23 protein-coding genes are annotated in these 26,880 nt (G+C 61.7%); 7 read left to right on the forward strand and 16 right to left on the reverse strand.

Annotation, left to right across the window (positions count from 1 at the left end):
- The first annotated feature begins 54 nt into the window (after window positions 1-54).
- The 3 genes from OSC50_RS07145 to OSC50_RS07155 all read left to right on the forward strand — a co-directional run bounded on the left by OSC50_RS07145 (window position 55) and on the right by OSC50_RS07155 (window position 2,755).
- Window positions 55-822 (forward strand): N-acetylmuramoyl-L-alanine amidase, encoded by a 768-nt coding sequence (locus OSC50_RS07145; protein WP_266246274.1) that lies wholly within the window; start codon window positions 55-57, stop codon window positions 820-822.
- A 231-nt stretch (window positions 823-1,053) separates the two neighbouring features.
- On the forward strand, window positions 1,054-2,448 hold the full coding sequence (locus OSC50_RS07150; RefSeq protein WP_266246273.1) for an aspartate aminotransferase family protein: 1,395 nt from the start codon (window positions 1,054-1,056) through the stop codon (window positions 2,446-2,448).
- 82 nt (window positions 2,449-2,530) lie between these two features.
- On the forward strand, window positions 2,531-2,755 hold the full coding sequence (locus OSC50_RS07155; RefSeq protein ID WP_181075759.1) for an MbtH family protein: 225 nt from the start codon (window positions 2,531-2,533) through the stop codon (window positions 2,753-2,755).
- 36 nt (window positions 2,756-2,791) lie between these two features.
- Here the strand turns inward: OSC50_RS07155 and OSC50_RS07160 are convergent, their stop codons facing one another.
- The 7 genes from OSC50_RS07160 to minC form a co-directional block, all read right to left on the reverse strand.
- Window positions 2,792-4,957: a mechanosensitive ion channel family protein gene (locus OSC50_RS07160; RefSeq protein WP_266246272.1), complete on the reverse strand. Its 2,166-nt coding sequence runs from the start codon at window positions 4,955-4,957 to the stop codon at window positions 2,792-2,794.
- A gap of 72 nt (window positions 4,958-5,029) precedes the next feature.
- Complete coding sequence (locus OSC50_RS07165; protein ID WP_253512110.1) at window positions 5,030-5,197, reverse strand: hypothetical protein; 168 nt, start codon at window positions 5,195-5,197, stop codon at window positions 5,030-5,032.
- A 145-nt stretch (window positions 5,198-5,342) separates the two neighbouring features.
- Window positions 5,343-6,632 carry a M18 family aminopeptidase gene (locus OSC50_RS07170; RefSeq protein WP_181075753.1) on the reverse strand — a complete coding sequence of 430 codons (1,290 nt, stop codon included), beginning with the start codon at window positions 6,630-6,632 and terminating at the stop codon, window positions 5,343-5,345.
- A gap of 170 nt (window positions 6,633-6,802) precedes the next feature.
- The gene (locus tag OSC50_RS07175) at window positions 6,803-7,438 is read right to left on the reverse strand and encodes an RluA family pseudouridine synthase (RefSeq protein ID WP_181075752.1); all 636 of its coding nucleotides are present in this window, start codon (window positions 7,436-7,438) and stop codon (window positions 6,803-6,805) included.
- Between the two features lie 96 nt (window positions 7,439-7,534).
- Window positions 7,535-7,789 (reverse strand): cell division topological specificity factor MinE, encoded by a 255-nt coding sequence (gene minE, locus OSC50_RS07180; RefSeq protein ID WP_003175252.1) that lies wholly within the window; start codon window positions 7,787-7,789, stop codon window positions 7,535-7,537.
- 3 nt (window positions 7,790-7,792) lie between these two features.
- Complete coding sequence (gene minD / locus OSC50_RS07185; RefSeq protein WP_034099397.1) at window positions 7,793-8,605, reverse strand: septum site-determining protein MinD; 813 nt, start codon at window positions 8,603-8,605, stop codon at window positions 7,793-7,795.
- 200 nt (window positions 8,606-8,805) lie between these two features.
- Entirely contained in the window at window positions 8,806-9,543 is a 738-nt protein-coding gene (gene minC, locus OSC50_RS07190; RefSeq protein ID WP_266247494.1) for a septum site-determining protein MinC, read from the reverse strand.
- A gap of 120 nt (window positions 9,544-9,663) precedes the next feature.
- On the opposite strand from minC, the gene OSC50_RS07195 reads away from it, so the two are divergent.
- Entirely contained in the window at window positions 9,664-10,599 is a 936-nt protein-coding gene (locus tag OSC50_RS07195; RefSeq protein WP_253508710.1) for a lipid A biosynthesis lauroyl acyltransferase, read from the forward strand.
- A 30-nt stretch (window positions 10,600-10,629) separates the two neighbouring features.
- Window positions 10,630-11,778, forward strand: coding sequence for a patatin-like phospholipase family protein (locus OSC50_RS07200; RefSeq protein ID WP_181075748.1), 1,149 nt, complete (start codon window positions 10,630-10,632; stop codon window positions 11,776-11,778).
- A 47-nt stretch (window positions 11,779-11,825) separates the two neighbouring features.
- Here the strand turns inward: OSC50_RS07200 and OSC50_RS07205 are convergent, their stop codons facing one another.
- The 7 genes from OSC50_RS07205 to puuE all read right to left on the reverse strand — a co-directional run bounded on the left by OSC50_RS07205 (window position 11,826) and on the right by puuE (window position 18,741).
- Entirely contained in the window at window positions 11,826-12,611 is a 786-nt protein-coding gene (locus OSC50_RS07205) for an outer membrane protein OmpK (protein WP_181075746.1), read from the reverse strand.
- Window positions 12,612-12,840: 229 nt separating this feature from the next.
- On the reverse strand, window positions 12,841-14,187 hold the full coding sequence (locus tag OSC50_RS07210) for a nucleobase:cation symporter-2 family protein (RefSeq protein WP_181075744.1): 1,347 nt from the start codon (window positions 14,185-14,187) through the stop codon (window positions 12,841-12,843).
- Between the two features lie 117 nt (window positions 14,188-14,304).
- Window positions 14,305-15,591, reverse strand: a complete 1,287-nt coding sequence (locus OSC50_RS07215) for a urate hydroxylase PuuD (RefSeq protein ID WP_266246271.1) — start codon at window positions 15,589-15,591, stop codon at window positions 14,305-14,307.
- A 51-nt stretch (window positions 15,592-15,642) separates the two neighbouring features.
- Window positions 15,643-16,146 carry an ureidoglycolate lyase gene (locus tag OSC50_RS07220; protein WP_181075740.1) on the reverse strand — a complete coding sequence of 168 codons (504 nt, stop codon included), beginning with the start codon at window positions 16,144-16,146 and terminating at the stop codon, window positions 15,643-15,645.
- Between the two features lie 120 nt (window positions 16,147-16,266).
- Window positions 16,267-17,262 carry an allantoicase gene (gene alc, locus OSC50_RS07225; protein WP_253508705.1) on the reverse strand — a complete coding sequence of 332 codons (996 nt, stop codon included), beginning with the start codon at window positions 17,260-17,262 and terminating at the stop codon, window positions 16,267-16,269.
- Window positions 17,263-17,302: 40 nt separating this feature from the next.
- Window positions 17,303-17,818, reverse strand: a complete 516-nt coding sequence (uraD, locus tag OSC50_RS07230) for a 2-oxo-4-hydroxy-4-carboxy-5-ureidoimidazoline decarboxylase (protein WP_181075736.1) — start codon at window positions 17,816-17,818, stop codon at window positions 17,303-17,305.
- Window positions 17,815-18,741 carry an allantoinase PuuE gene (gene puuE, locus OSC50_RS07235; RefSeq protein ID WP_266246270.1) on the reverse strand — a complete coding sequence of 309 codons (927 nt, stop codon included), beginning with the start codon at window positions 18,739-18,741 and terminating at the stop codon, window positions 17,815-17,817. The genes uraD and puuE overlap by 4 nt, the downstream gene beginning before the upstream one ends.
- A gap of 379 nt (window positions 18,742-19,120) precedes the next feature.
- On the opposite strand from puuE, the gene uraH reads away from it, so the two are divergent.
- Window positions 19,121-19,474 carry a hydroxyisourate hydrolase gene (gene uraH / locus OSC50_RS07240; protein ID WP_181075732.1) on the forward strand — a complete coding sequence of 118 codons (354 nt, stop codon included), beginning with the start codon at window positions 19,121-19,123 and terminating at the stop codon, window positions 19,472-19,474.
- Window positions 19,475-19,627: 153 nt separating this feature from the next.
- Entirely contained in the window at window positions 19,628-24,898 is a 5,271-nt protein-coding gene (locus tag OSC50_RS07245) for a dermonecrotic toxin domain-containing protein (RefSeq protein ID WP_266246269.1), read from the forward strand.
- Here OSC50_RS07245 and OSC50_RS07250 read toward each other — a convergent pair.
- Together OSC50_RS07250 and OSC50_RS07255 are read right to left on the reverse strand one after the other, a co-directional pair.
- Window positions 24,879-25,520, reverse strand: a complete 642-nt coding sequence (locus tag OSC50_RS07250; RefSeq protein WP_181075730.1) for a LysE family translocator — start codon at window positions 25,518-25,520, stop codon at window positions 24,879-24,881. The genes OSC50_RS07245 and OSC50_RS07250 overlap by 20 nt on opposite strands.
- Window positions 25,521-25,579: 59 nt before the next feature.
- The gene (locus OSC50_RS07255; RefSeq protein WP_434085159.1) at window positions 25,580-26,842 is read right to left on the reverse strand and encodes an NCS2 family permease; all 1,263 of its coding nucleotides are present in this window, start codon (window positions 26,840-26,842) and stop codon (window positions 25,580-25,582) included.
- Window positions 26,843-26,880: the final 38 nt, after the last annotated feature.

Raw genomic sequence — 26,880 nt, forward strand, 5'->3', positions numbered from 1 at the left:
TTTTGCGTTTGAACGGGCCGAACGACTTGGCCTGTATTGAAAAGGACGGCTCTCATGTTGGTCATCGACACCAGTTATCCCGCCACCGGCTTCAACGGGCGCAATGGCGAGCCCGTGCGCCAGGTCATCGTGCATTACACCGCGGCGCCGTTTGCATCCTCCCTGCGCACGTTGACGCAGGATGGGGTGAGTGCGCATTACCTGCTGCCCGACCCCGATGATCCCGGCTATCGCGCCGTCGGCTATGAGGAATTGCGCGTGTTTCGCCTGGTGGACGAGACCCAGCGCGCCTGGCATGCCGGCGCGAGCCATTGGGACGCAGGGGACAACCTTAATAGCCGCTCGATCGGTATCGAGCTCGTCAACCTGGCGCGGGACGACGCGGGCGTATTCAGCTTTCCCGCCTACGCCGAGGAACAGATCGAAGTACTGATCGCGCTGCTGCACGATGTCCTGGGGCGCTATCCGCGGATTACGCCGACCGATATCCTCGGCCACTCCGACGTGGCCTACTGGCGCAAGAGCGATCCGGGGCCTCGGCTGCCCTGGGAGCGACTGCACAGGGCAGGTATCGGCGCCTGGTTCGATGAGCCGACGCGGGCCATGTACCAACGACGCTTCTGTGTCAGTCTGCCACCGGAAGTCGAAGTGGAGCGGGCCTTCCAGCGCTATGGGTACAAACCGGCGCAGAATCGCCAGGCGTTCGAACTGAGAACCCGTGCGTTGCAAATGCATTTCCGGCCACGGGATTACTGCGGCGTGCTGGACGCCGAAACCTGCGCGATTCTGTATGCCTTGAATGAAAAATACCGCGGGCTCTGAAGCCCGGCGCAGGGCAAGCCTGCTCGCCACCAGAACCTCATTTTTTCAGGTTATGTTTTCACCGAAGTTGGGTAGATGCCTAGGGTCATCAGGGGCATTCATCACTGCCGCCTAAATCCTCTTCTCGCTGGTGCGTTTCCAGAACAGGAAATCCGTGCGCATGCCCTTGGGCCAGACGCCAACGGATCGGCAGTTTGGTCACCATCATCCAGCGTATTGAGGGATCCAGAGATGTCAGTCGCTACCAGCCGTATCGAAGATACCCAGGTGCATGAAACGCTCTATCAGTTCGACGAAACCCCGCTGCTGGCGCGTCAACGTCAGCAGGAGTCCAACGCGCGCAGTTACCCACGGCGCATCCCCCTGGCGCTCAAACGCGCCAAGGGTATTTATGTGGAAGACGTGGAAGGTCGCCGCTTTATCGATTGCCTGGCCGGTGCGGGGACGCTGGCGCTGGGGCATAACCACCCGGTGGTGATCGACGCAATCCGGCAGGTGCTGATCGATGAGCTGCCGCTGCACACCCTCGACCTGACTACGCCGGTCAAGGATCAATTCGTGCAGGACCTGTTCGGCCTGTTGCCGGCCGAACTGGCGCGCCAGGCCAAGATCCAGTTCTGCGGCCCCACCGGTACCGATGCGGTGGAAGCCGCGCTGAAACTGGTGCGCACCGCCACCGGACGCAGCACCGTGTTGTCGTTCCAGGGCGGTTACCATGGCATGAGCCAGGGCGCGTTAAGCCTGATGGGCAGCCTGGGCCCTAAGAAACCCTTGGGCGCCTTGCTTGCTCATGGCGTGCAGTTTCTGCCGTACCCCTACGACTACCGTTGCCCGTTCGGCCTGGGCGGCGCGGAGGGGGTGCGGGTCAATCTGCATTACCTCGAGAACCTGCTCAACGATCCCGAAGCCGGCGTGTTGTTGCCGGCTGCGGTGATTGTGGAAGTCGTGCAGGGCGAGGGCGGCGTGATTCCGGCCGACCTCGACTGGCTGCGCGGTCTGCGGCGTATCACCGAACAGGCGGGCGTCGCGTTGATCGTCGACGAGATCCAGAGCGGCTTCGGTCGCACCGGCAAGATGTTTGCCTTTGAACACGCCGGCATCATTCCGGACGTGGTGGTGCTGTCCAAGGCCATCGGCGGCAGCCTGCCGCTGGCAGTGGTGGTGTACCGCGACTGGCTCGACACCTGGTTGCCGGGTGCTCATGCCGGGACCTTTCGCGGCAATCAGATGGCCATGGCGGCAGGCTCGGCGGTGATGCGCTACCTCAAGGCCCATGACCTGCCCGGCCACGCGGCAGCGATGGGCGAGCGCCTGGGCGAACACCTGCGCCTGCTGCAGCGTGACTTCCCGCACCTGGGGGACATCCGTGGGCGCGGGCTGATGCTCGGCGTCGAGCTGGTGGACCCGCACGGCGCGCTCGACCAGCAGGGCCACCCTCCGGTGCATCGCCAGTTGGCGCCGTTGGTGCAACGCGAATGCCTCAAGCGCGGGCTGATCCTGGAGCTGGGCGGTCGCCACGCCAGCGTGGTGCGCTTTCTGCCCCCGCTGGTGATCACCGCCGGCGAAATCGACCAGGTGGCCGAGATTTTCGGTCGCGCCCTCGCGGCAGCCGTCGCCAGCCTCTAATTTTTTGTAGGCGCGCTACGTTTCTACAGATATCGACGCTGCGCACGCTGCGCAGCCAGCCCATGAACGACGGAGAACCGCAATGACCTCAGTATTTGACCGCGACGACATCCTGTTTCAGGTGGTGGTCAACCACGAAGAACAGTATTCCATCTGGCCCGACTACAAGGCCGTGCCCGAAGGCTGGCGCACCGTGGGCAAGAGCGGCTTCAAGAAAGAATGCCTGGCCTACATCGAAGAAGTCTGGACCGACATGCGTCCCCTGAGCCTGCGCCAGAAGATGGACGGCGCGGCACTGGCCGGTTGATCTGCGCCGCTCCCGATCCTGCAATGGGATCGGGAGTCAGACGGTTTTGTCTTTTTCCTGCCCGGATGCCGCCGTCACTACCTGCACACTCAAGCGCGGCGTGGCCAGGTCCAGGCCCGCTTCGTCCAGCTGGCGCTTGAGCGACAGGTTGAACGCCCGCGACACTTCCCACTGTTTGATCGGCGCCGTCTTGAACCGCGCGCGCAGAATGGCGCTGCCGGACTCAAAGCTCTCCACGCCCTGGATCTCCAGCGGCGACCAGATATTGCGGCGCTGCATGGGGTCGTTGCGGATTTTCTGGCCGACCTCGCGGATCAGTTTGATCGCGTCGTCGATGTCCATGTTGTACGGGATCGCCACGCGGAAGATCGCGTAGCCGAACTCCCGCGAGTAGTTCTTGATGCTCTTGATTTCGCTGAACGGGATGGTGTGCACGATGCCGTCGATGTCGCGCAGGCGCACGGTGCGAATGGTCAGGCCTTCGACCGTGCCCAGGTGGCCGCCGACGTCGACGTAGTCGTCGATGGCCAGGGAGTCTTCGATGATGATGAACAGACCGGTGATCAAGTCCGCCACCAGCGATTGTGCACCGAAGCCGATGGCCAGGCCGATCACACCGGCACCGGCCAGCAGCGGCGTGACGTTCATGCCCATGTTCGCCAGTGCGACGATGGCGGCGATGATGAAAATGGTCACGAACAGCACGTTGCGGATCAACGGCATCATGGTCTGGGCGCGGGCATTGGCCAGGCCTTTGCGCGAGCGCGTCAGGGCGTGGTGGATCGCGGTGTCGCTGAGGATCCAGATCAGCCAGGCAAACAATAGCGTACCGCCCAGGCCGAACAGCTTGACGCTGATTTCATGGCCGTCGCCTTCGGTAAACCGAATCAAGGAAAGGCCCCACACCCGCAGGCCCAACTCGATAAACGCCAGCCACACCAGCAGATGGGCGAGGGTGTAGAAAAAACTCTTCAGGCGCTCGGAATACAGTGCATGACGCTTGTGCCCGCGCTGCGGCTTGAGCGCATGGCGACGCACCAGGCCGTTGATCACCATGCACAACACCAACAGCACCGTGCACAGCAGCGACTGGCGCAGGGCGGTGCTGGTGTCGCCGGCTGACAGGAAGGTGGCGAACAGCGAAATGCCCACCAGCAACAACGCCGGCAGGTACCAGAAGGTACCGATAATCGAGAGGGTGTCGCTGAGGGCGCGGCGAGTGAGGCGGCGCGACAGCGGCTGGTTGCGGATCAGGTGCGCAATCGGCCGGCGAAAGCGCAGGATGAACACACCGGTGGAGAGGGCCGCCATCACATTGGCCACGGTCGCGGCGGTATGGGCCAGGTGCGGTCCCAGGGATTGCATCATGCGCGGGTCGCTCAGGGCTTCGCCGAAGGCGGCGAAACTGCCGATCAGCCACAGCGGGCGAAAGGCCTGGTGGCGCAGGATGTACAGCGCACGATGGCGGTGCGGACCGTCGAGCAGGGAGAACGCAATCACGCAGATCGCCGAAAAACAGGTGCCCACCACCAGCGCATAGGCCAGCACCATCGCCAGGGATTTGCCCAGGGACGAAGGCAGGGCGTAGCTCAGGTACACGGTGATGACCAGGGCGATCAGCCACGGCCCGAGTTTGCGCAGGGCGAAGCGCAGCATGTCCCAGGTGCGTGGATGTTGCGGCAATTCTTCGGGCAGGCCGAAACGTTCGCGCACGCGGTGGCTGAGCCAGATCAGCGCGGCGGCCAGCAGGCTCCACACCGCCAGGATCAAGGCAAAGCCGAAAATGATCGGCAGCCATTCGCTGGCTGGCAGCATCAGGGCTTCAAGTTCGTCCTTGGCCTGGTCGACTTCATCGGACCAGCGCCCCAGTGGGCTGTCGCTGCCGGAGAATTGCTGTTCCAGGCCTGACAGCGTACTGCCGATCAAGCCGAGCACGCCTTGCTCGGCGACCGGCTGGGCCTTTTGCGTCGCGGCGCGCAGCTTTTTCAGGTCGCTGAGCAACTGGGTGCGCTGCTGGTCGTTCTCCAGGGTCTTGATCACCTCGTCCAGCGATTGCCCCAAGGGCACCTCGGCCTGTGGTTGGGGCTTGCTGGAGCCTGCGAGTAACCCGGGCAGGCCCGCCGCGTGGGCGGGCGAGGTCGGCAGCAGAATGAGCAGGGCGAGCAGCAGGCAACAGGGCAGGGCAAACAGACGGAAAAGCACGAGGCGGTCAACCTTGGAGACGACGAATTGACCGAGTGTACGAGGGCGCTATGCCAGATGCGAGTGCAATTGTCATTCGGCCAGCTTGGCCAGGATTTTGTACACCACGGTGCCCAGAATCAGCAGCATGCCGATCCACATGCCGAACACGCCCAGAGGCTTGTCGCGAAAGTTGAAGCCTACCGCCAGCAGGATCATGCCGATCAGGATGGGAATCAGCATGGCGTGGAACGAGGACATGGGGATCATGGAGCGACGGCCTTGTCTGAGGGGAATATCGACCAGTCTAGGTCGGATTGCGCAAAGTGCAGGTGATGCAGGTCAGGGGGATGCAAAACCAATGTGGGAGGGGGGTGTCCCCTCCCACCTACAGGCAGTCCTGGTTTCAGGGCAGGTCGTGGCTGGCGTAGAACGCGCCCAACACCTTCACCAAATGCGCCAGGTCATGGCTGCCGCACAGTTCACGGATCGAATGCATGGCAAACGTCGGCAGGCCGATGTCCACGGTGCGCACGCCCAGGTGGCTGGCGGTGATCGGGCCGATGGTCGAGCCGCAGCCCATGTCGCTGCGCACCACGAAGCTCTGCACCGGCACTTCCTGGGCCATGCACAGGTGGCGGAAGAAACCGGCGGTTTCGCTGTTGGTGGCGTAGCGCTGGTTGCTGTTGACCTTGATCACCGGGCCGGCGTTGAGCTTGGGGCCGTGGTTGGCGTCGTGCTTGTCGGCGTAGTTGGGGTGCACGCCGTGGGCGTTGTCGGCCGACACCAGCAGGGATTTCTGGATGGTGCGCACGAATTCATCACCTTCGGGCAACAGGCGACGCAGGGTCTGCTCCAGCATCGGGCCATCGGCGCCACAGGCCGAGCAGGAGCCGACTTCTTCGTGGTCGTTGCACACCAGCACGCAGGTTTCCTCGCTGTCGCTGGTCAGCAGGGCCTGCAGACCGGCGTAGCACGACAGCAGGTTGTCCAGGCGCGCGCCGGCGATGAAGTCGCCGTTGAGCCCGATCACCGCGGCGCTCTGGGTGTCGTAGAAGCTCAACTCATAATCGAGTACGACGTCGGCATTGAGCCCGTGTTCGCGGGCCAGTTGGTCGGTGAGCACGGCGCGGAAGTCTACGCGCTCGTCACCGGCGAACTGCGCCAGGATCGGCGGCAGCTCGGTCTGGGCATTGATCGCCCAGCCCTGGTTGGCTTCGCGATTGAGGTGGATGGCCAGGTTGGGGATGATCGCGATCGGCAGTTTGAAGTCGATCAATTGGCTTTCGACCTTGCCATCGCGGCGGAAGGTCACGCGCCCGGCCAGCGACAGGTCGCGGTCGAACCACGGTGCCAGCAGGGCACCGCCGTAGACTTCCACGCCCAACTGCCAGAAGCCCTGGCGTTGCAATTCCGGCTGCGGCTTGACCCGCAGGCACGGGCTGTCGGTATGGGCGCCGACCAGGCGAATGCCGCCCTGCAGTGGTGAATGGCGGCCGAGTTTGAAGGCGATGATCGAGGAGTCGTTACGGGTGAGGTAGTAGCGCCCGTTGGCTTCGGTGGTCCAGGTTTCGCGCTCGTCGAGACGCTGGTAACCGGCCGCTTCCAGGCGCTGGGCCAGGGCGGCGGTGGCATGAAAAGGAGTAGGGGAGGCCTTGAGAAAGTCGATCAGGCCTTGATTCAACGCTTCGCGCATAAATAGCTCCAGACAGCAATGCGCGGAGTTTACCGTTCGATGGCGGCAAGTGCACATAACAAATGTGGGAGAAGGCTTGCCCCCGATTGCAGTGTGTCAGTCAGTACATCTGTCACTGATACGCCGTCATCGGGGGCAAGCCCCCTCCCACATTTGCCTGTGTTGACCACTTAAAAGGGTGCAGGGCACTCGAAGCGCAGGCGCTCGCCGCTTTGCGGATGGGTAAAGCTGAGCATGCTCGCGTGCAGGCACAGGCGCGGCCACGCAGCCAGGGCTTGTTCGTGGGCGTACAGGCCATCCCCCAACAGAGGGTGGCCGATGGATAGCATATGCACACGCAATTGGTGCGAGCGTCCGGTGATGGGTGTCAGCTCGACGCGGCACCAGTCGCCGCAGCGCTCCAGCACCTTCCAGAAGGTCAGTGCATGCTTGCCGAATTCGTGGTCCACCACATGGCGGGGCTTGGTGGGTGGGTCGTAGCGCAGGGGCAGGTCGATGCTGCCGCTGTCCAGCGTCGGTTGGCCCCAGGCCAGGGCAGTGTAGGCCTTTTCGGTTTCACGGTCGTGAAACTGGCGCGACAGCTCGCGATGAGTATCGGCGTCGCGGGCCAGCAGGATAATGCCCGAGGTTTCCCAGTCCAGCCGGTGGACGATGCGAGCTTCAGGGTAGCCGTTTTCCTGCAGGCGCGTGATCAGGCAATCCTTGTTGTCGTCGGCGCGCCCAGGCACCGAGAGCAGCAGGGTCGGCTTGTTCACCACCAGGACAGCGGCGTCCTGGTAAAGGATATGAATGTTGGACAACGGCATTAAACAGCCTCGTAACAAACGCCAACGGCGGCTGGGCCACCCGGCTCCCGCGAAGGGAGCCGAATGACCGAGCCGCCGTGGCGACCGCCCGTTCGATCAACGATCGGGCAGGGTGATGTTGAGTTCCAGAATCGAGCAGCTGCCGTCGTTTTCCAGGGCGACATGCACGTCATCGTTGCCGATATTGACGTACTTGCGGATCACCTCGACCAGTTCCTTCTGCAAGGCTGGCAGGTAATCCGGGGTGCTGCGTTGGCCGCGTTCGTGCGCCACGATGATCTGTAGACGCTCTTTCGCGACCGACGCGGTGCTTGGCTTTTTGTTGGCGCGAAAGAAGTCGAGAAATTTCATTGTTCAATTGCCTCCAAAGATACGCTCGAAGAATCCCTTCTTCTTGACATCGAGGAAGCGATGTTCCACGGACTTGCCCAGCAGGCGATCGACCGCATCGCTGTACGCCTGGCCGGCGTCGCTCTGGTCATCGAGGATCACCGGAACACCCTGGTTGGAGGCCTTGAGCACCGCTTGGGATTCTGGAATCACGCCCAGCAGGGTCACGGCAAGGATTTCCTTCACGTCTTCAACGCCGAGCATTTCGCCGTTGCTGACGCGCTCAGGGTTGTAGCGGGTGAGCAGCAAGTGCTCCTTGATCGGGTCCTGGCCTTCTTCGGCGCGCTTGGATTTGCTGGCCAGCAGGCCGAGCATGCGGTCCGAGTCACGTACCGAGGAGACTTCCGGGTTGGTCACGACGATGGCTTCGTCGGCGAAATACATCGCCAGGTGCGCGCCGGTCTCGATACCCGCAGGGGAATCGCAGACCACGTATTCGAAGGTTTCCTTCAGCTCGGCAAGAACTTTGCCTACGCCTTCCTTGGTCAGCGCGTCTTTGTCGCGGGTCTGGCTGGCGGCCAGCACGTACAGGTTCTCAAGACGCTTGTCCTTGATCAGAGCCTGTTGCAGGTTGGCTTCGCCGTTGACCACGTTGACGAAGTCGTACACCACGCGGCGTTCGCAGCCCATGATCAGGTCGAGGTTACGCAAACCCACGTCGAAGTCGACGATGACTGTCTTGTGGCCGCGCAACGCGAGACCGGTACCGATAGCGGCGCTGGTGGTGGTCTTACCCACACCACCCTTGCCGGATGTAACCACGAGAATCTTGGCCAAGGTGTTTCACCCCTAAGGAAAAAGGACTTTTCAGCCCCTGAAAAACATCTCTTGAAACTCGCTGCAGGCGGACAGCCCTTGTAGGAAAAAAGCTGTGGCTCCCATGGGGAACGCCAGCTTTCAGTTATTCCTACGCAAGTCTTGCCGGTTTCGCTGTGCTATCAGAGTCTAGAGATGCTTGGAAAATGCGGCAGTATCCGTTAAAGGCGGACGATGTTCAACACATCGCCCGACAGGCTTATCTGCACCCCGGCGCCCCACAGCGGATCGCGGCGCAAATCTTCGGAAACCTTGTACTGGCCGGCGATGGACACCAGTTCAGCGGTCAACTGCTGACAGAAAATACGGGCCTTGGTGTCACCCTTGATCCCGGCGAGGGCGCGTCCGCGCATCGGGCCGTATACATGGATATTGCCATCGGCGAGAAGTTCCGCGCCGGGGCTGACGGAGGAGACGATCACCAGGTCGCCGCCCTGGGCGTAAATCTGCTGCCCGCCGCGTACGGGCGTGGTGATGATCTTTGTAGGCTTGGTCGTCGGCTCGGGTGGTTTTTCCGGTTTTTTCTTCAGCTCGCCTTCGGTCGGATCGAGCGGTCGCTCGCGTGCACCCGACGGCGGCAGTACTGGCAGTTCAATGGCGATTGCCGCGGCAATGTCTTCGATCCGGCTGGCCCGGATGGCCAGGGTGCGCAGGCCATGGGAGCGGCACACACGCATCAGGCCGGGCAGGTCGATGGCGCCTTGACCGGCGGGCAGTTTGTCCAGGGCCAGCACCAGCGGGGCGTTGTTGAAGAAGTTGGGGGCCAGGGCGACCTTGGCGGCGAGCTGGCGGTCCAGGGCCTCGAGGTCGTTGCGCGCCAGTTCCAGCACGGTGATGGCGAGCATGCTGCCTTTCAACTGGAACACGGGATCTTGGTCTAGCGGTTCGGTTTGGCTCATGGTCGGCATAAAGCGGCTTGTCACGAAAAGTGTCGAGACTTATAACGAGAACACTCACCCGCCGCAAGCCGAGTCGAACCGTTGTAGAATGCGCGGCCCTTGTCTTTACCGGAATCTGTAATGGATCGCCCGCGTTTTCGAGCTGTATTTTTTCACCCGCGATTTTGGCTGTTATGGCTGGGACTCGGCCTGCTCTGGCTGGTGACCCAATTGCCGTACCGCGCGCTGCTGGCCATTGGTCGGCTGCTGGGCGCGGGCATGTACCGTGTGGCCGGCGAGCGCCGCCGCATTGCCGCGCGCAACCTGGAGCTGTGCTTCCCGGAAAAATCCGCCGAGGAGCGCAAGCGGCTGCTCAAGGAGAACTTCGCATCCACCGGCATCGCCTTCTTTGAAATGGCCATGAGCTGGTGGTGGTCGCGCCAGCGCCTGGCGCGGCTGGCCCATGTCGAGGGCCTGCAACACCTCAAGCAGGCGCAGTTGGACGGCAAGGGCGTGATCCTGATGGCCCTGCATTTCACCACCCTGGAAATCGGCGCGGCGCTGCTCGGCCAGAAGCACACCATCGACGGCATGTACCGCGAGCATAGCAACGCGTTGTTCGACTATGTCCAGCGCCGTGGCCGCGAGCGGCATAACCTCGACTCCCTGGCGGTGGAACGCGAAGACGTGCGCGGCATGCTCAAGCTGCTGCGCGCCGGCCGCGCCATCTGGTATGCACCGGACCAGGACTACGGCGCCAAGCAAAGCATTTTTGTGCCGCTGTTCGGCATTCAGGCCGCCACCGTCACTGCCACCAGCAAGTTCGCCCGCCTGGGTAAGGCGCTGGTGGTGCCGTTCACCCAGGAGCGCCTGGCCGATGGCAGTGGCTATCGCCTGGTGATCCACCCGCCGCTGGTTGACTTCCCCGGTGACAGCGATGAGGTCGACTGCCTGCGCATCAACCAGTGGATCGAAGCCTGCGTGCGTGAATGCCCCGAGCAATACCTATGGACCCACCGCCGCTTCAAGAGCCGGCCGGCGGGTGAACCGAAACTGTACGAAAAACGCCGTCGATAAGACCGACCTTTCCCCACGTGGAGTGACGCGATGCGCCCAGCTGAACCGGTTACAGGCTTGATTCTTTCCGGCGGCGGGGCGCGAGCGGCGTATCAGGTGGGGGTACTGGCGGGGATTGCCGAGCTGTTGCCCCCGGGGGCGCCCAACCCGTTTCCGGTGATCGTCGGCACGTCGGCCGGGGCGATCAATGCCGTGAGCCTGGCCAGTGGCGCCATGGATTTTCGCGCGTCCATCGAGCGCCTGACCGCGTTCTGGCAGGGCTTTCGCAGCCACCTGGTGCTGCGCAGCGATTGGCCCGGCGTGGCGCGCCAGGCCGGGCGCTTCCTGATTCACAGCCTGTTGGGTCTGGGCCGCCAGGTGCCGGTGGCGCTGCTCAACAGCTCGCCATTGCGTGACCTGTTGCAGGACAAGCTGCACCTGCCGGGGATCGATGAAGCCATTCGGCAAAAGCACCTGCATGCGGTGGCGGTCACAGCCTTTGGCTATGAGTCCGGGCAAGCCGTGACCTTCTACCAGGGCGGCGGCACCATTGACGCCTGGCTGCGCCATCGACGCATCGGCGTGCCGACCCAACTGACGGTTGAGCACCTGCTCGCCAGTTCGGCGATCCCGCTGCTGTTTGCCCCGGTGAAGCTCGACCAAGAATATTTCGGGGACGGTGCGGTGCGCCAGTCGGCGCCCATCAGCCCGGCACTGCACCTGGGTGCCAGTCGCGTGCTGGTGGTTGGCGTCAGCGGCAACCCGCGTGGCAACGAGCCGGTCGTGCAGCGCGTCTACACCGGGCAGCAACCGACCTTGGCGCAGATTGGCGGGCACATGCTCAACAGCACCTTCATCGACAGCCTGGAAAGCGATATCGAATTGCTGGAACGCCTCAATCAGTTCAGCCATCTGCAACCGGCCGACAGCGCGGCGCGCGGTCTGGCGCCGGTGGAGGTGCTGGTGATCGCCCCCAGCCAGCCCATCGACGAAATCGCCGCGCGGCATCGCCAGGAAATGCCGGCGGCGTTGCGTGTGTTCCTGCGCGGGCCGGGTGCGACCAAGACCAGCGGGGCAGGGGTGCTGAGCTACTTGTTGTTCGAGGCGGGGTATTGCAGCGAATTGATCGAGTTGGGCAGGAAAGATGCGCTGGCCAAGCGTGAAGAGATCACCCGGTTCCTGGGTTTGCAGCCTGTCTGACTGTGGGAGGGGCGAGCCCCTCTCACACGCGCACCTGCGGTGTTCGATCAGAAGTGATACTTGACCAGGAAGCTCGCCGTGTCCTGAGTCGTCTTGAACGCGCCGGAATCTTCGATGCCGTACTTGTTCTTCCAGTAGTCGTATTCGAAACCGACGTACAGCTGTTTCTCGCCCCAGTTCATGGCTTTGCCCAGGTCGTATTTGACCTGAGGGTTGAAGTGCAGGTTGGCGTGGTAGGTGCCGCGGGCGTTCTTGTCGTTGTCCACCACCCAGTCCATGAAGCCGTCGATCAGGATGTTCGAGTTGCCCACCGGGATCGTGTACGACCATACCGGGGTGATCTGCCACACGCCGTCACCTGGCCGATTGCCTTCGGTCTGGCGCTGGTAGAAGTTCAACTGGAAGTAATCGAAACCGGGGATGTTCAAATCGAAGCCGGGGCCGACCAGGTACGACTCGTTGTCGCCTTCGCCGAACTCGTACGTCATTGCCAGCAATACGTCTTTTATCGGGCCGAAGGACAAGTCCTGGTCGAAAATCTTGCCGAACGACAAGCGCGGGCTGAACTCACCGTAGTAGGTGTTCGGGCCGACGTTGCCGTCTTCCTTGCCGTTGTAAAAGATGCGGTCGAGGAAGAAGAAGTTGTCGCCGTACTTCCACGCGTCGGCATGTTCGAACGTGACTGTCTGCTGGATCTGCGGGTTGACGGTGAAGTTCTTGCCCCACAAATACGTCAGGCTGTTGTTCTGCCACTGCAACAAGTCACCGGCCACGGCCTGGCCGCCGGCCAGCAGGGATCCCGCCAGTACCAGGCCTTTGAACATAGGTTTCATTCGGTTGCTCCCGAGTTAAAGTTTTATGTTTTTCTTTTAGTGCAGGCGCTCTGATGCGGCGCCTTTGGTTCGCTGTGAATATCGTCTGATCGGTCAGCTTTTATGGGTTTAGCAAGAGCCGCGCCAACGCGTTGAAGAGCAATCGATTCGAGCGGGCGCGGAGAATACTGATAACCCTGCCTGGCCTCAAGCGCGCTGTTACAGGGCGTACAGCGCGATGATGGGGCATTCAGGTGTGCGCGTGCTCGACCACCGCTCGCTCGGCGCCCCCGAGGATGTTGAACAGCACATTCAACGACAACGCGCTGAGGGTGGCCATGGCGATGCCGCTGTGAGTGATCGGGCTCATCCACAGCGGCAGTTGGGCGAAGAACTCCGGGCGCACCACGGGAATCAGCCCCATGCCGATGCTCACCGCCACCAGCAACTGGTTGCGGCGGTCGGCGATATCGGCTTCCTGCAGAATCTTGATGCCGGTGGCCGCCACCATGCCGAACATGGCAATCGCCGCGCCGCCCAGCACCGCCGGCGGAATCGACGCCACCAGGTAAGCGGCTTTGGGCAACAGGCTGAGCACGATCAGAAACGCCCCGGCCATGATCGTCACCGAGCGGCAGCGCACGCCGGTCATCTGCACCAGGCCGATGTTCTGGGCGAACGAGGAATGGGTGAAGGTGTTGAAGAACCCGGCCACGAACGACGCGCCGGCGTCGCACAGCAGGCCACGACGCAGCATCTTTGGCGTGACCTCGCGGTCGGTGATCTTGCCCAGCGCCAGGAACATCCCGGTGGACTCAACGAAGATGATCACCACCACCAGGCACATCGACAGAATCGGCGCCAACTCGAAAGTGGGCATGCCGAAATGCAGCGGCGTCACCACCTGCACCCACGGCGCCAGCGCCAGGCCGCTGAGGTCGACCATACCGAGGACGCCGCACAGGGCGTAACCCAGGCCCATGCCGATCAGCACCGAGATATTGACCCAGAAGCCTCGCATAAAGCGGTTGATCAGCAGGATGGTGGCCAGCACCAACGCGGCAATCGTCAGGTAGATGGGGGAGCCGAAGGTGGCCGCCGCGCTGCCGCCACCGGCCCAGTTCACGGCCACCGGGAACAGCGACAGGCCGATGGCGGTGATCACGGTGCCGGTCACAAGCGGTGGGAAAAAGCGCACGACCTTGGACATGAACGGCGCGATCAGCATGCCGAAGAACCCGGCGGCGATGGTGGCGCCGAAGATCCCCTGCAAGCCGATACCGGGCATGCCGGCCATGGCGACCATGCTGCCGACAGCGGCGAAACTGGCGCCCATCATCACCGGCATGCGAATGCCCAGAGGGCCGATGCCGAACGACTGCACCATGGTGGCGACGCCGGCCACCAGCAGGTCGGCGTTGATCAGAAAGGCGATTTCTTCACGGCTCAGGCCGGCGGCCTGGCCAATGATCAGAGGCACGGCGACGGCGCCGCCGTACATCAACAAGACGTGTTGCAGGCCGACCAGAATCAGTTGCAAGAGGGGCAGCCGCACCATGGCGGGCGCGGCAGGAGTCTGCGGTTCTAACGGGGACATGCAACACCTCGAATCTTTTTTATTTTTGTATTGTGTGGAACGCAATCTCTAAACCACTGCAAGTCACCTGTGGGAGGGGGCAAGCCCCCTCGCACATTTTGGAGTTGCACCAGGCTGTTAGTTGGTATGCGCCCCCTGGTTGATCCAGGTGCCGATCAGATCGCGCTCCTGCTGGGTCATCTGGGTAATGTTGCCCAGCGGCATGATCTGGCTCGCCACGGCCTGGGCCTGGATGCGCGCCGCCTGCTGCTGGATCTGCGCCGGTGTATCGAACATCACGCCGGCCGGCGCGGTGCTGAACAGCGGGCTGGTGGGCTTGGCCGAATGGCATACGGCGCAGCGCTCCTGGATCACCCCATGCACCTTGTCGAAATCCACCGTCGCCTGGGCTGGCGCAGGCGCAGGCGCCGGTGCCGCAGCAGGCGCGGCGGGCTTGGCACCACCGCCCAGGGCGGTTTCCGGCAGTGGCTGGTACTCGATGGCCGCCGGTGCCTTGGCCACTTCCGCGACCGGCTTGGGACCGGTCACATACGCCAGGCAAATCATCGCCAACGCGCCCACCGGCAGGGTCCATGCGTATTTCTGACTGTTGTGCCGGGTGTTGAAGTAATGCCGCACCAACACCGCCGCCACCGCGATACCGGCCAGGATCAGCCAGTTGTAGTGGCTGCCGTAGGTGCTCGGGAAGTGGTTGCTGATCATGATGAACAGCACCGGCAAGGTGAAGTAGTTGTTATGGCGCGAGCGCAGCAGGCCCTTGGCCGGCAAGGCCGGATCGGGTGTGCGGTTCTCGGCGATGGCCGCCACCAGCGCGCGTTGTGCCGGCATGATGATGCGGAACACGTTGCCCACCATGATGGTGCCGATCACCGCGCCTACGTGCAGGTAAGCGCCGCGTCCACTGAACACTTGGCTGAAGCCATACGCGGCGCCAATCAACAGCACGAACAGGATGAAGCCGAGCAGGGCAGGGCGCTTGCCCAGGGCCGAGTCGCAGAGGAAGGAGTAGATAAACCAGCCGACGAACAGCGAGCCGATGCCCAGCAAAACGCCTTGCGGACCACTGAGGCTGCTACCCGGTGCCAGCAGGTACAAGGTCGGGTTGGAGTAGAACACCACACACAGCAGCGCGACGCCCGACATCCAGGTGAAATAGGCTTCCCATTTGAACCAGTGCAGGTTTTCCGGCATGGTCGGCGGGGCCAGTTTGTATTTTTCCAGGTGGTAGATGCCGCCACCGTGGATCGCCCACAAGTCGCCGGCCAGGCCGTCCTTGGGGTTGACGCGGTTGAGGTTGTTTTCCAGCCAGACGAAGTAGAACGAAGCGCCGATCCAGGCGACGCCAGTGATCATGTGAACCCAGCGCACGCTCAGGTTCAGCCATTCCAACAGATGTGCTTCCACAGTCTTTACCTCTCGCCTGTCACCCTTGTTGTCGGGTGATCCGGCCTTCTCTTATTGGTGGGGGGCGAGGATCAACCGCTCATCCTCTTGGAAAAAATGCTCATCGCAGTTATTGCCTGTGCCACTGCGATCAACCACCAGGAAGTCATCCCGCTTTTCGATCGTCAGCACCGGGTGGTGCCAGACGCCGCGATGGTAATTAATGCCCTGCCTGCCGTTGGTGACGAAGGCGCGGACCAAGCCTGATACAGGTACATCGCCAAGTGGCGCGACCACGATCAGAAAGGGGTTGCCGAGCAGCGGAATGAAAGCCTGGCTGCCCAGCGGGTGTCTCTCCAGCATGCACACGGTCAGCGGCATGTCCTGCGCGTCGGCGCGGAAGATGCTGATGATGGCGTGGTCTTCCGGCTTCGCGGTTTCGACCGTGGCCAATTTGTGAAAGCGCATGGTCGACCCGTTGTTGATCATGAAGTGATCGCTGCCGTCGGTTTCGATAACGTCTCCGAAAGGGGCGAAGGCTTCTTTGGTCAGGGGTTCGATCATCAGTGTGCGCATGGCTGTCTTCTTATCCGAGTTCTGTGTTGTCTGGTCTATTGCTATCGCGGGCAAGCCCGTTCCCACAGGGGAATGCATTCCAAATGTGGGAGCGGGCTTGCCCGCGATTGGGTTCACCGCTTATTTAGCGACCTTGCCCAGCACGCGCAGGCGGCTTACACCCCCATCCGGGAACACGTTGAGGCGGATGTGGGTAATCGGCCCCAGCGCCTTGATCTGCTCGGCAAAGGTATGTTCGGCGTGCATTTCCAGCTTCTGCGCCGGCAGCAGTTCGCGCCAGAACAGCGACTGGGTTTCGATCTGGCTGTCGGTGCCGCCTTTCACGAAAGCACCCTGGATCGAGCAGGTGTCCGGGTAGTTGCCCTTGAAGTGCAGGGTGTCGACGATGATTTTTTCGATCTCGCCCGGATGACCCAGGGCGACAATCACCCAGTCATTGCCTGGCGTGCGGCGACGCGCGGTTTCCCAGCCATCGCCCATGTTGATGCCACGGCCTGGGTTGAGGATGTTGCTCATGCGGCCGAAGTGTTCGTCGGAGCACGCCAGGGCGCGACCGCCGTTGAGCGCCGCCGCCAGGTCGACTTGTTCGTTGTCGCCCACCGCCGACCAGTCGCGGAACGGCACGCCATACACACGCAGACGCGCCACGCCGCCATCCGGGTAGATGTTGAAACGCAAGTGGCTGAACGCCTGGTCGTTGTTGATCTCGTGGTAGTGGTGGCTGTTGCCCTGCAGCTCTACGGCCGACAGTACTTCGGTCCACTGGGTATTTGCGTCCGGCTCGCCGGAGGCCAGGAAGCAGGCTTCCAGGGAGGCCGACGGCGGGTAGTTGCCGGTGAAGAATGAAGTGTCGATGTCCACGCCCTTGATCGAACCCGGCACGCCCAGGCGGATCACTGCGCTGTCGTAACCTTCGAAGCGTTTGCGGCGCGACTCCCAGCCGTCCATCCACTTGCCGTTGTCATCGAACACGCCCTCCTTCCACACGGCCGGGGTCGGCTGGAACAAGCGGTTGGCGTCGGCGAACCAGTCATCGGTTACGGAGATGATCTTGGTGCCCAAGCGGGCGTCGGCCAGGTTGACGAACTTTTCGAAAGGTACGGGTTGCGCTTTCATTCTTCTTGTCTGCCTTAGATAGAGTGGCTGGGGATGGTGTTTAGAGGGTCAGTAAACGGAACAACGCGATCTTGTTGATCTCGTCCAGGGCGCACTTGAACTCGGTGTCTGCCGAATTGTGGATGCGCGTTTCGAACGCGGCGAGGATCTGATGCCGGTTGCTGCCTTTTACCGCCATGATGAAGGGAAACTTGAACTTGGCTTTGTAGGCCTCATTCAGCTCGGTGAAGCGCGAGAACTCTTCGGCCGTGCATTGGTGAATACCCGCGCCCGCTTGTTCATCGGTGCTGGCTTGGGTCAGTTGGCCCTGGACGGCAGCTTTTCCGGCCAGGTCGGGGTGAGCATTGATCAGCGCCAGTTGCGAGGCGTGATCAGCACTCAACAGGATATCGCTCATGCGCTGGTGCAGGGTTTCGATCTGATCGATCGACGCGTCCTGGCCCAGGTCGAAGGCCTTTTCGGCCACCCATGGCGAGTGTTCGTAGATATCGGCAAAGGCCTGCACGAAAGCATCACGGCTTAAGGTCGAGGGTTGCAGGGTTCGGAACGCAGTCATTTCGCCGCTCCCTTGTAAGGGTGAGTGGCTTGCCAGTGACGGGCGATGTCGACGCGGCGGGTGAACCACACCTGTTCGTGGCTTTTGGCGTATTCGATAAAGCGTTTGAGCGAGGCCAGGCGCGCCGGGCGACCGATCAGACGGCAATGCAGGCCGATGGAGAGCATTTTCGGCGCTTCGGCGCCTTCGGCATAAAGCACGTCGAACGCATCCTTGAGGTACTCGAAAAAGTCATCGCCCTTGTTGAACCCCTGCACCTGGGTGAAGCGCATGTCGTTGGTGTCCAGCGTGTAGGGGATCACCAGGTGCGGCTTGCCGGTGGGGGTGTTCGGTTCCCAGTAAGGCAGGTCGTCGTCGTAGGTGTCGCAGTCATAGAGAAAGCCGCCTTCCTCCATCACCAGCCGCCGGGTGTTGGGGCCGGTGCGCCCGGTGTACCAGCCCAGTGGCCGTTCACCGGTCAGTTCGGTAAGGATGCGGATGGCTTCGAGCATATGCTCGCGTTCCTGCGCTTCGTCCATGTACTGGTAGTCGATCCAGCGGTAACCGTGGCTGCAGATCTCGTGACCGGCGGCGACCATGGCGCGGATCACGTCCGGGTGACGCTGGGCGGCCATGGCCACGGCGAAGATGGTCAGCGGGATATCGAATTGTTTGAACAACTTAAGGATGCGCCACACCCCCGCACGGCTGCCGTATTCATACAGCGACTCCATGCTCATGTTGCGCTCGCCTTGCAGCGGCTGGGCCGAGACCATTTCCGAAAGGAACGCCTCCGACTCTTCATCGCCGTGCAAAATGTTGCGTTCACCGCCCTCTTCGTAGTTGAGTACGAACGACAAGGCAATGCGCGCCTTGCCCGGCCAGTGGGGATGAGGAGGGTTACTGCCGTAACCGATCAGGTCGCGTGGGTAGTCAGCGCTCACTGCAGTCTTCCTTCTTGTGCGTGGTAGCGAGTGTGTGGCGGCCAGCGGAAAGACTGGGTGGCGTCACAGCGATGGGCTGATTGTATACAACTTGATAGCCACTTTGTAAGCCTGTATTTCCGCATTTTTTCCAGACCGCTTGCACAGCTTAGCACTGCAAGAAACTTGCCCGGTCGGTCAGTAAATGTCTAAAAGGTCGTTCAAAAGCGAGGATTACCAAGAATTCAAACACCAGCACTGGGCCAAGCGGCGCAGGCTGAAATTTGTCATTTTTATTGTGTACAATTTTCGTTGAAAGTGTCTTAATCAGCCATCGCCACGTTTTTCTCGCCCTGAAAAAGTGCGGCCTCATTGACCTGACTGAACGGAGCCCCGACCCATGGGACGACTGACCACACACGTACTCGACGCGGCCCACGGCTGCCCCGGCAGCGCCATCAAGGTCGAACTGTACCGCGTCGAAGGCACGCAACTGGAACTGGTGGCCACTGCGGTGACCAACAGCGACGGCCGTTGTGACGCGCCGCTGCTGCAAGGCGACGACTATCGCAGCGGCGTCTACCAAGTGCAGTTCAGCGCGGGCGACTACTACCGCGCCCGCGGCGTGCAACTGCCGCAGCCGGCCTTTCTGGACGTAGTGGTGCTGCGTTTCGGCATCAGCGCCGAACAGGATCACTACCATGTGCCCTTACTGATTTCGCCTTACAGCTACTCGACCTATCGCGGTAGCTGAGTCGTCACCGCGCATCACCCCCAAAGCTCTTCGTTGGTTTCGCCCGCCCACACTGCGGGCTTTTTTTCGTTCGTCACACATTCAACTATCTAGCGCCCCTTGAGGCGCTGCGGTGCATAGGCTTGGCCTTTTCATCATAGAGACGAAAACGCTATGTCCTCACCGCCCTTCAGCCTGTCACCACCCGACGGCGCTGATTCCGACGCCGCGGTCGAAGCAGCGTCGCAGTTCATTCGCGACCAGTTGACCCGACGAGTCAACACCTGCGCCCATCCCAGCCGCCTGATAAATCAGATCGGTCTTGCCGAGCGCCGTTGCCGAGAGTCGACCCAAGCCCTCTCTCGTCTGATAGGGCGTTCGCCCAAGGTGTTGACGGTGATCCGCGCAGAGCTGCGCAAAGCGTTCGAGGTTGACCCCGACCGCCTGTTGTTTACTGAGACCAAGGCGCCTGGGGTGGTCCACAAAGTGGACAGTTTGACGGAGCGGGCTTTGTTGCTGCTGGTGCTGCCTTCGGTGTCGATCAATGTCAATCAATTTACCGTCCTGAGCATCGAAGGAGAGCCGCAACGTCGGTTGCCGTATACACCGCTGCAAGTGCTGCGACGAGTTATCGCAATGCGGCTTTTCGAGCGCCTGGCCCACGCGGTGAGCGATTATTGGGACACGCCGGCCCAGGGTTCCTGGCGCACACGGCGGGAGCGTTGGGTCGATTTATACACGCAGCTGTTCGCCGATCAGGCGTTTATGGCGCGCCAACTTGATGAACTGTCAAGTGCAGGTATTGCCATGGTAAAGGCGCTGATCGATGCGCCGACCGCCGAGGCGCGCCAGCGCGCGGGCGGTGACTGGGCCAGTGTGCGCGTGGCTCAGTTGATGTGGCCAGGTACCTCGGCGGTAGCGATCCCGGGCGCACTGCACCTCTATCGTGAAGGCGACCCGGTGGATGCGCCCCATGTTATTCACCTGCCGGGTGCGGCGCGCAATTTCTACGAGTATCGCTCTTTCGCAAGCCTTCAGTGCGGCTTGCTGGAGCTGGAATCGTCTCGGCTCCACGACCTGTGGCAGTGCCTGCCGTTAAACCGTCGTAACGGGTTATGCAGGCCTGCTGACTTGTCGGCAGCCTCCACGGTCATGCGCGGCCTTGAGGTGATGAGCAATGCGTTAGAACTGGGCGCGCAGGCCTTGCTCACAGGGCAATCGAGCAACGAATTGGCCTGTGCGGTCAGTGTCAACCACGCGCACGTGTTTTCCAGTGATCGGCCCCGGCCACCGCCGCTGGACGCCGTGCGTCTGCTCGCATACGCGGAGGGGTTCAGGAAGCAAATGGTCGGCAGCGCTCGACTCGGTGCCCTTGGCGATCAATTGCTTGATTGGGATCATCGACGACGGCGCGCGGAAATTATCTTCGCCAGTACCACGTCCGGGCTGGCCTTGCGCACCGTACAGGAACGGGCAAAGCGCTACGAACAACGGGTGCTTGCGTTGCTTGACCCCTCCGACCCAGGCGCCGACACGCCGACCTATCAGGCGCTCACGACGCTGGTGGAACAGCTTAAGGCCCATACGCAGGCGTTGGACACGTTGATGAAGGGCGCGCGGGCCCGCTTGCTCGAGCTGGGTTTTTGGGCTGAGCGCCCAGGCGGTGCGTGGACTGCGCGGCGTGTGACGTTGTTCATGAACGCGCAAACCGAGGCCCTGCGTTGCGAAGTTCACCTGCAGCACCAGCTCAAGCTTCTAAGCACGGCGCATCGCGACCTGGTCATTGATGTGGTGGAGCAGCCCTGGGCCTACAAACGCACCGACAGCGATGCCCAGGTGTATTGGATCGCGGTGGGCAGTGAGCCGGACGCCTTCTATGCGTTGCATAACGTCTGGGTGGTGACCACGGCGCCCGCGATGAGGGTTCCGACCCGCCAGCATCCGGTGGTGCTGTACGCGTTTGGCATGGACGGTGGGGTGGTGGCTTTTTCCGGGGTGGAGGCACTGACCCGAAGCCTCAAGGCAAGCCTGGGCAGTCGGGACGACTCCCCGCTGTGGGGTTATATCGAGCGTGACAAGCGTCGCGATCTGCGTGCCCATGCGACCAATCGAACATTGGCTGTACGCTACCTGAACATCAAGGGCAAGCCTGCGCTGGCCGCGCTCAAGAAACTGCTTGGTAGCTACGACCGCCTGCAAACAAGCCACGAAGAGCTCGTGCGTCTTTTCAGTGAGGTCAAGGATGCCGAGTTGAGTCGCGCGCTGTTGACCGTCGAGCTGGAACAACAGTTGAAGATTCCTGCCAACGTCGCCCTGAGCCAGGCCCAGGCCGCCATTGAGCTGGTGCGCAAGGCCGCGTCCGAAGCCAAAACCATGCCGGCCTGGCTGACGCGCGCAACGCGTGGTCAGCGTAAACGTTTCAGGCGCTCGCTAAAACTTTATCTGAGCGGCACCTTTGCTTTTAGAACCGGGCTTGAACACGAGCTGCCTGACTTGTACACCTTCGCCCGGCGCGTTTTGACTGCCCGATTGCGCGAGGACGGCATCTCCCCAGAGCTTGATATCGACCAACCCTTTATTGAACTGCCTGATGACGTTCAGGGCAGCTTTTGTGGCTGGACAAGCGGCTGTACCGCAGGCGACCGCAATATCCAATTGACCCCGACTGTCACGCGTACCTCCTTCAGTCTGTTACAACTGGCGATGCATAACCTCGACCCGCTGGCGCCCTGGACACGCTGGCGACTCAATCGCGCACGCTTTCTGCAACCGGAATGGAAACAATCGCTGAATGCCGATTATCTGATCCGCATGGTGTCCTCGCTGGATATCGGCGGGCAATACGACGCATCGATTCTTCGGGTCTTTTATCCGCGTGTCGCAGGCAGCCAGGCACCCGGCGCGGGACGTGTTCCGGCGTTATTGAATCGCGCATTGCGCACAGGCTATGAACATCATCTTTTGTCGGCGATCCAGCGGGGGCTCACTGCTGCGGCACAAAGCGTCTTCAGCACGGCTATGGCGGCACGCACGCCGCAAGACTTGCTGAAAAACCAGCATGAGCTGCAGCTGTACGTGGTGCATTTGATTGGGCACACGATGCTGCATGATCGCTACATTGCGGGAATAGTCGTGGTACAGGACAAGCGCACCGGGCTCTGCGTGGTGTATTGGCCCGAGGCTGCGCACGATTTGGTTCTTACCGAATACGGCAGCCTGCAGCATGCCCATGACGAGCTGAACCGTCTCGGTGCGTCGCCGGCCAACGTCAAGGCACTGGCGCGGCAGGTCGCACCCGGCTGGGCATTCGAGGCAGTCGTCCACCATCCCGATGGCGCTGACCAGTCTGGCCCGACCCTTGATTATCTTGACCTGATACCGGCGTTCGTCATGGCCAAAGGCATTTGGCAAGGTATCGAGTTCATTCGCTCATTTGGCACTCGACATCTGGAGCCAGTGCCGTTTTTGGATGAGATCGAAAAGCAAGCCCTCGAGCAGATTGCCAGTGACCCGCTTGACTGGCTGGCCCTCGTTGCCACGTCCCACAGCGACGCCCAGGCATTGCTGTACCGCGCCAGTGTGCTTGAGCTGCAACGCACTACCCAGGCCGCCAGCCAGTCCGGCAAAGCGTTGCAAGCCTACCGCACTCGCCGTCTTGGTGAGCAGAGCGATACCCGCGACCGGGCGGTGAAGGCTTTTTTCTCTCCGCTCTTTGGAATGTTCAACGATTTCTACGAGTTGCTGCTGGCGGCGCGACGTTTTCATCGTTTTGGTGACGCACGAGATGCACTGGATGTGGGCTTTATGAGCACCGTGTTGGCGATTGATTTGCTACTGAATTTTGTACCCGGCCCGAAAAAGGTGGGCGGCTCTGCTGCGCGCGCGATACGGCCCAGATCGAGGACAGCGTTGGCGCGGATGCGTCGCTTGCCGGTGACGACAAGTGGAGGCGCCCGTGTGGTGCCGTCACCCGTGACGCAACTTGACGCCCTGGCGCGCTTCAAAACCAAAGGGTTGCCTGACGAAGCGGTGGCGTTAAAAGCGCCGGGCGAACACGGTATCTATGTGAAAAATGGCGAATCCTTCGTGGCGGATGGCGTGCACCATTACCCGGTGTACCGACGCAGCGACGAACCGATGTATCGCCTGAAGAATCAACACGCGCCAGGGCAAGACGAACTGATTCTGAACATCCGCCACTCCAGGGAGTGGTTGCTCGACGCGGACGCTCCTCAACCTGCGCCGGGCAGCAGCGCGGGGGCGCTGAGCCCATGGCGCGCCCCCGTGTCACCGGCGCCGGACTGGCGGCCGCCAGTGGTGCGCGCGGCGACCGAAAACCGCATCCGTCAATCACCGGCGCCGACGACCTATTGGTGTGATTGGAAAGTGCAGCTCTCCACGACGCAGTTGTCTGCTACGTCGTCCATGGGGACGTTTCATGTGCATATGGAATCCCCGAATTTTCCCTTCGATGTCATCTATGTGGGCAGAACGTACGACAGTCCGACGACGGCAGGGGCGGGGTACTACCGGTTGCTCCACCAGGGAGCCAATGCACCGTTGGATGGCATTGCGTTTATCACCAGGAATGAGCCGCTGGTTTCACGCGCGCATGTAGATATTGATCGGTGGACAACCACTGCGCTTGGAGAGCAGCCCATTCCGGTATCACGCAGCGCAACCGGTGAGTGGAGGCTGCACAGCGTACAGTTCGACAGGCCCTTGGCTAATTATGTCGGCATCGCTTTCCCTGAGATGACCTCTCAAAGCCGAGTCTTCACCGCGCAGAGGCTGATTGAACTGGCAGATTCGTCTCGCCCGGCCACCGCCACTCACCTGCTCAATATCCGCGCGACGCTGGATAATTGGTTGACCCCGACCGCTAATGGGCTTGGCCAGACGGATGATCTGCTGAGGCTGCTTCGGCCTACCGAAAGGCAGGACACAATAAACATCGGCTATGAAGGCAAGGCACCTGGCTTCACTCGCGTTGACTTCAACGTATCCGGATTGGCCCCTGCGCTGCGGGATCGCGCTCGCGGTCGCGGTCTCGGCCGTGGGCGTGCCGCTGAGCGAAGCGCTGCGCAGAGCGCGCGCATCGAGCGCGTATTGCAACAGCAAGGTTTCAACGTGCAGCGCCTGCAAGTCCTGCGCGGGCGAAGGACTGTTGATGAATTGATCGCGACTCATCCTCTGTCCAGTTCAAACAGGGTGTACTACATCTCCCCGCATTGGCTGGAGCGATCGGGTATTCCTTTGAATACGAGGCTTACGGACAGTTGGGTGAATGTCGCGATCAAAAAAAATCCGAATTCGCTTCTATTGGCGGGCGTCGAGAGCGCCATGAGAGAAAACCGCCTGGTTCGTATCGTGGCGGGCGTTCAATGGCCTACCCTCGGTACGCTTGCACCGACCGTCTATTTTGTCAAAGTAAACCCGTCCTAGCCTTGATCAGCGCCGCCACGCCGGCGGCACCGAACAGCGCCGCACTGATGCGATTGAACCAGCTCTGGCCATGGCCGCTGCGCAGATAGCCCGCCGCACCATGGGCACCGAGGCCGTAGGCCAGCTTGCACAGCAGGTCGAGCACGGTCCAGGTGGCGATCATGACCAAAAGCTGCGGCACAAACGCCTGCTGGCTGCTCAGGAATTGCGGCAGGAACGCGGCAAAAAACAGGATGTCTTTGGGGTTGCTGGCGCCTAATACGAATGCGCGGCCAAACAGCGTGCGAAAGCGCGGCACAGCTGCCGTCCGCGGCACGTCGGCACCTTGGGCCGGCTGGCGCGACTGCTGCCAGCTTTGCCAGGCAAGGTAGAACAGATACAGCGCACCTACGATTTTCAGGGCGCTGAACAGCTGCTCCGAGGCCAGCAACAATGCGCCAAGCCCCAGGGCCGAAGCGCTGAGCAGGCAGATCGAGGCAAATACCCCGCCCAGGAATGCCGGGTACGAACGGCGCACGCCATAGTTGAGGCTGTTGCTGATCATCAACAGCGACAACGGGCCGGGAATCAGGATCACGATCAAGGCAGCGCCGCTGAACAGCAGCCAGGTTTCAAGGGTCATTTCATTGCTCCAGGGGCGGCGGCAAACGACAAATCATCCTCTTGTCCCTTGCCGCTGTTTCATAAAAATATAAATTTGGCGACGAAGATCGCGCACAGCACCCACAGGCTGACGGAAATCTCGCGGTACTTGCCGGTGCCGGCCTTGAGCGCCACATAGGTGATAAAGCCCAGGGCGATGCCGTCGGCGACCGAAAACGTCAGCGGCATCATGATCGCCGTGACGATCGCCGGAATGCTGTCGGTGGCTTCGTCCCAGTTGATATGAGCCATGCTCGCCATCATCAGCATCGCCACATAGATCAGCGCGCCGGCGGTGGCGTAGGCCGGTATCATGCCCGCCAGCGGCGCAAAAAACATCGCCGCTACGAACAGCGCGCCCACGGTCACGGCGGTCAGCCCGGTGCGTCCACCGGCCGCCACGCCGGCGGCACTTTCCACATAACTGGTTACCGGCGGTACGCCGACCATGGCGCCAAACACGCTGGAGGCGCTGTCGGCCTTGAGTGCGCGTGACAGGTTATCGATCCTGCCGTCGGCATTCACCAGCCCGGCCCGTTGCGCGACGCCCATCAGCGTGCCGGCGGTGTCGAACATGTGCACGAACAGAAAGGCGAATACCACGCTGATCATGCTGACGTTGAACACGCCTTTGACGTCCATTGCCATCCAGGTCGGGGCCAGGCTCGGCGGGGTGGAGAGGATGCCGTTGTAATGCACCAGGCCCAGGCCCCAACCGGCCAGCGTCACGGCAATGATGCTGATCAGGATCGCGCCGAACACACGGTGGTAGCTGAGGATCGCAATCAGCAAAAAACACACCGCCGCCAGCAACGGCGCCGGCTCGTGCAGTGACCCCAGCTTGATCAGGGTGGCTGGGCTGTCGACGATGATGCCGGCGGTTTTCAGGCCGATCACCCCGAGAAACAGGCCGACACCGGCGCCCATGGCATGGCGCAGGCTGACCGGAATGCTGTTGAGCAGCCATTCGCGGATGCGTGAGAGCGTCAACAGCATGAACAACACCCCGGAGATAAATACCGCACCCAGCGCGGTCTCCCAGTGATAGCCCATGGTGCCGACCACCGTGTAGGTGAAAAATGCATTCAGGCCCATGCCCGGCGCCAGGCCCACCGGCCAGTTGGCATACAGGCCCATCAGCAGGCAACCGAGGGCGGCGGCGCTGCAAGTGGCGACGAATGCCGCGCCATGATCGATGCCGGCGTCGGCCATGATGTTGGGGTTAACGAAGATGATGTAGGCCATGGTGATAAAAGTAGTCAGGCCGGCGATCAGCTCGGTCTTCACTGTGGTGCCATGCATGCGCAGTTTGAACAGGCGTTCCAGCCAACCGCCCTGGG

It is taken from the genome of Pseudomonas quebecensis, from assembly GCF_026410085.1.
Classification (GTDB): Bacteria; Pseudomonadota; Gammaproteobacteria; order Pseudomonadales; family Pseudomonadaceae; genus Aquipseudomonas; species Aquipseudomonas quebecensis.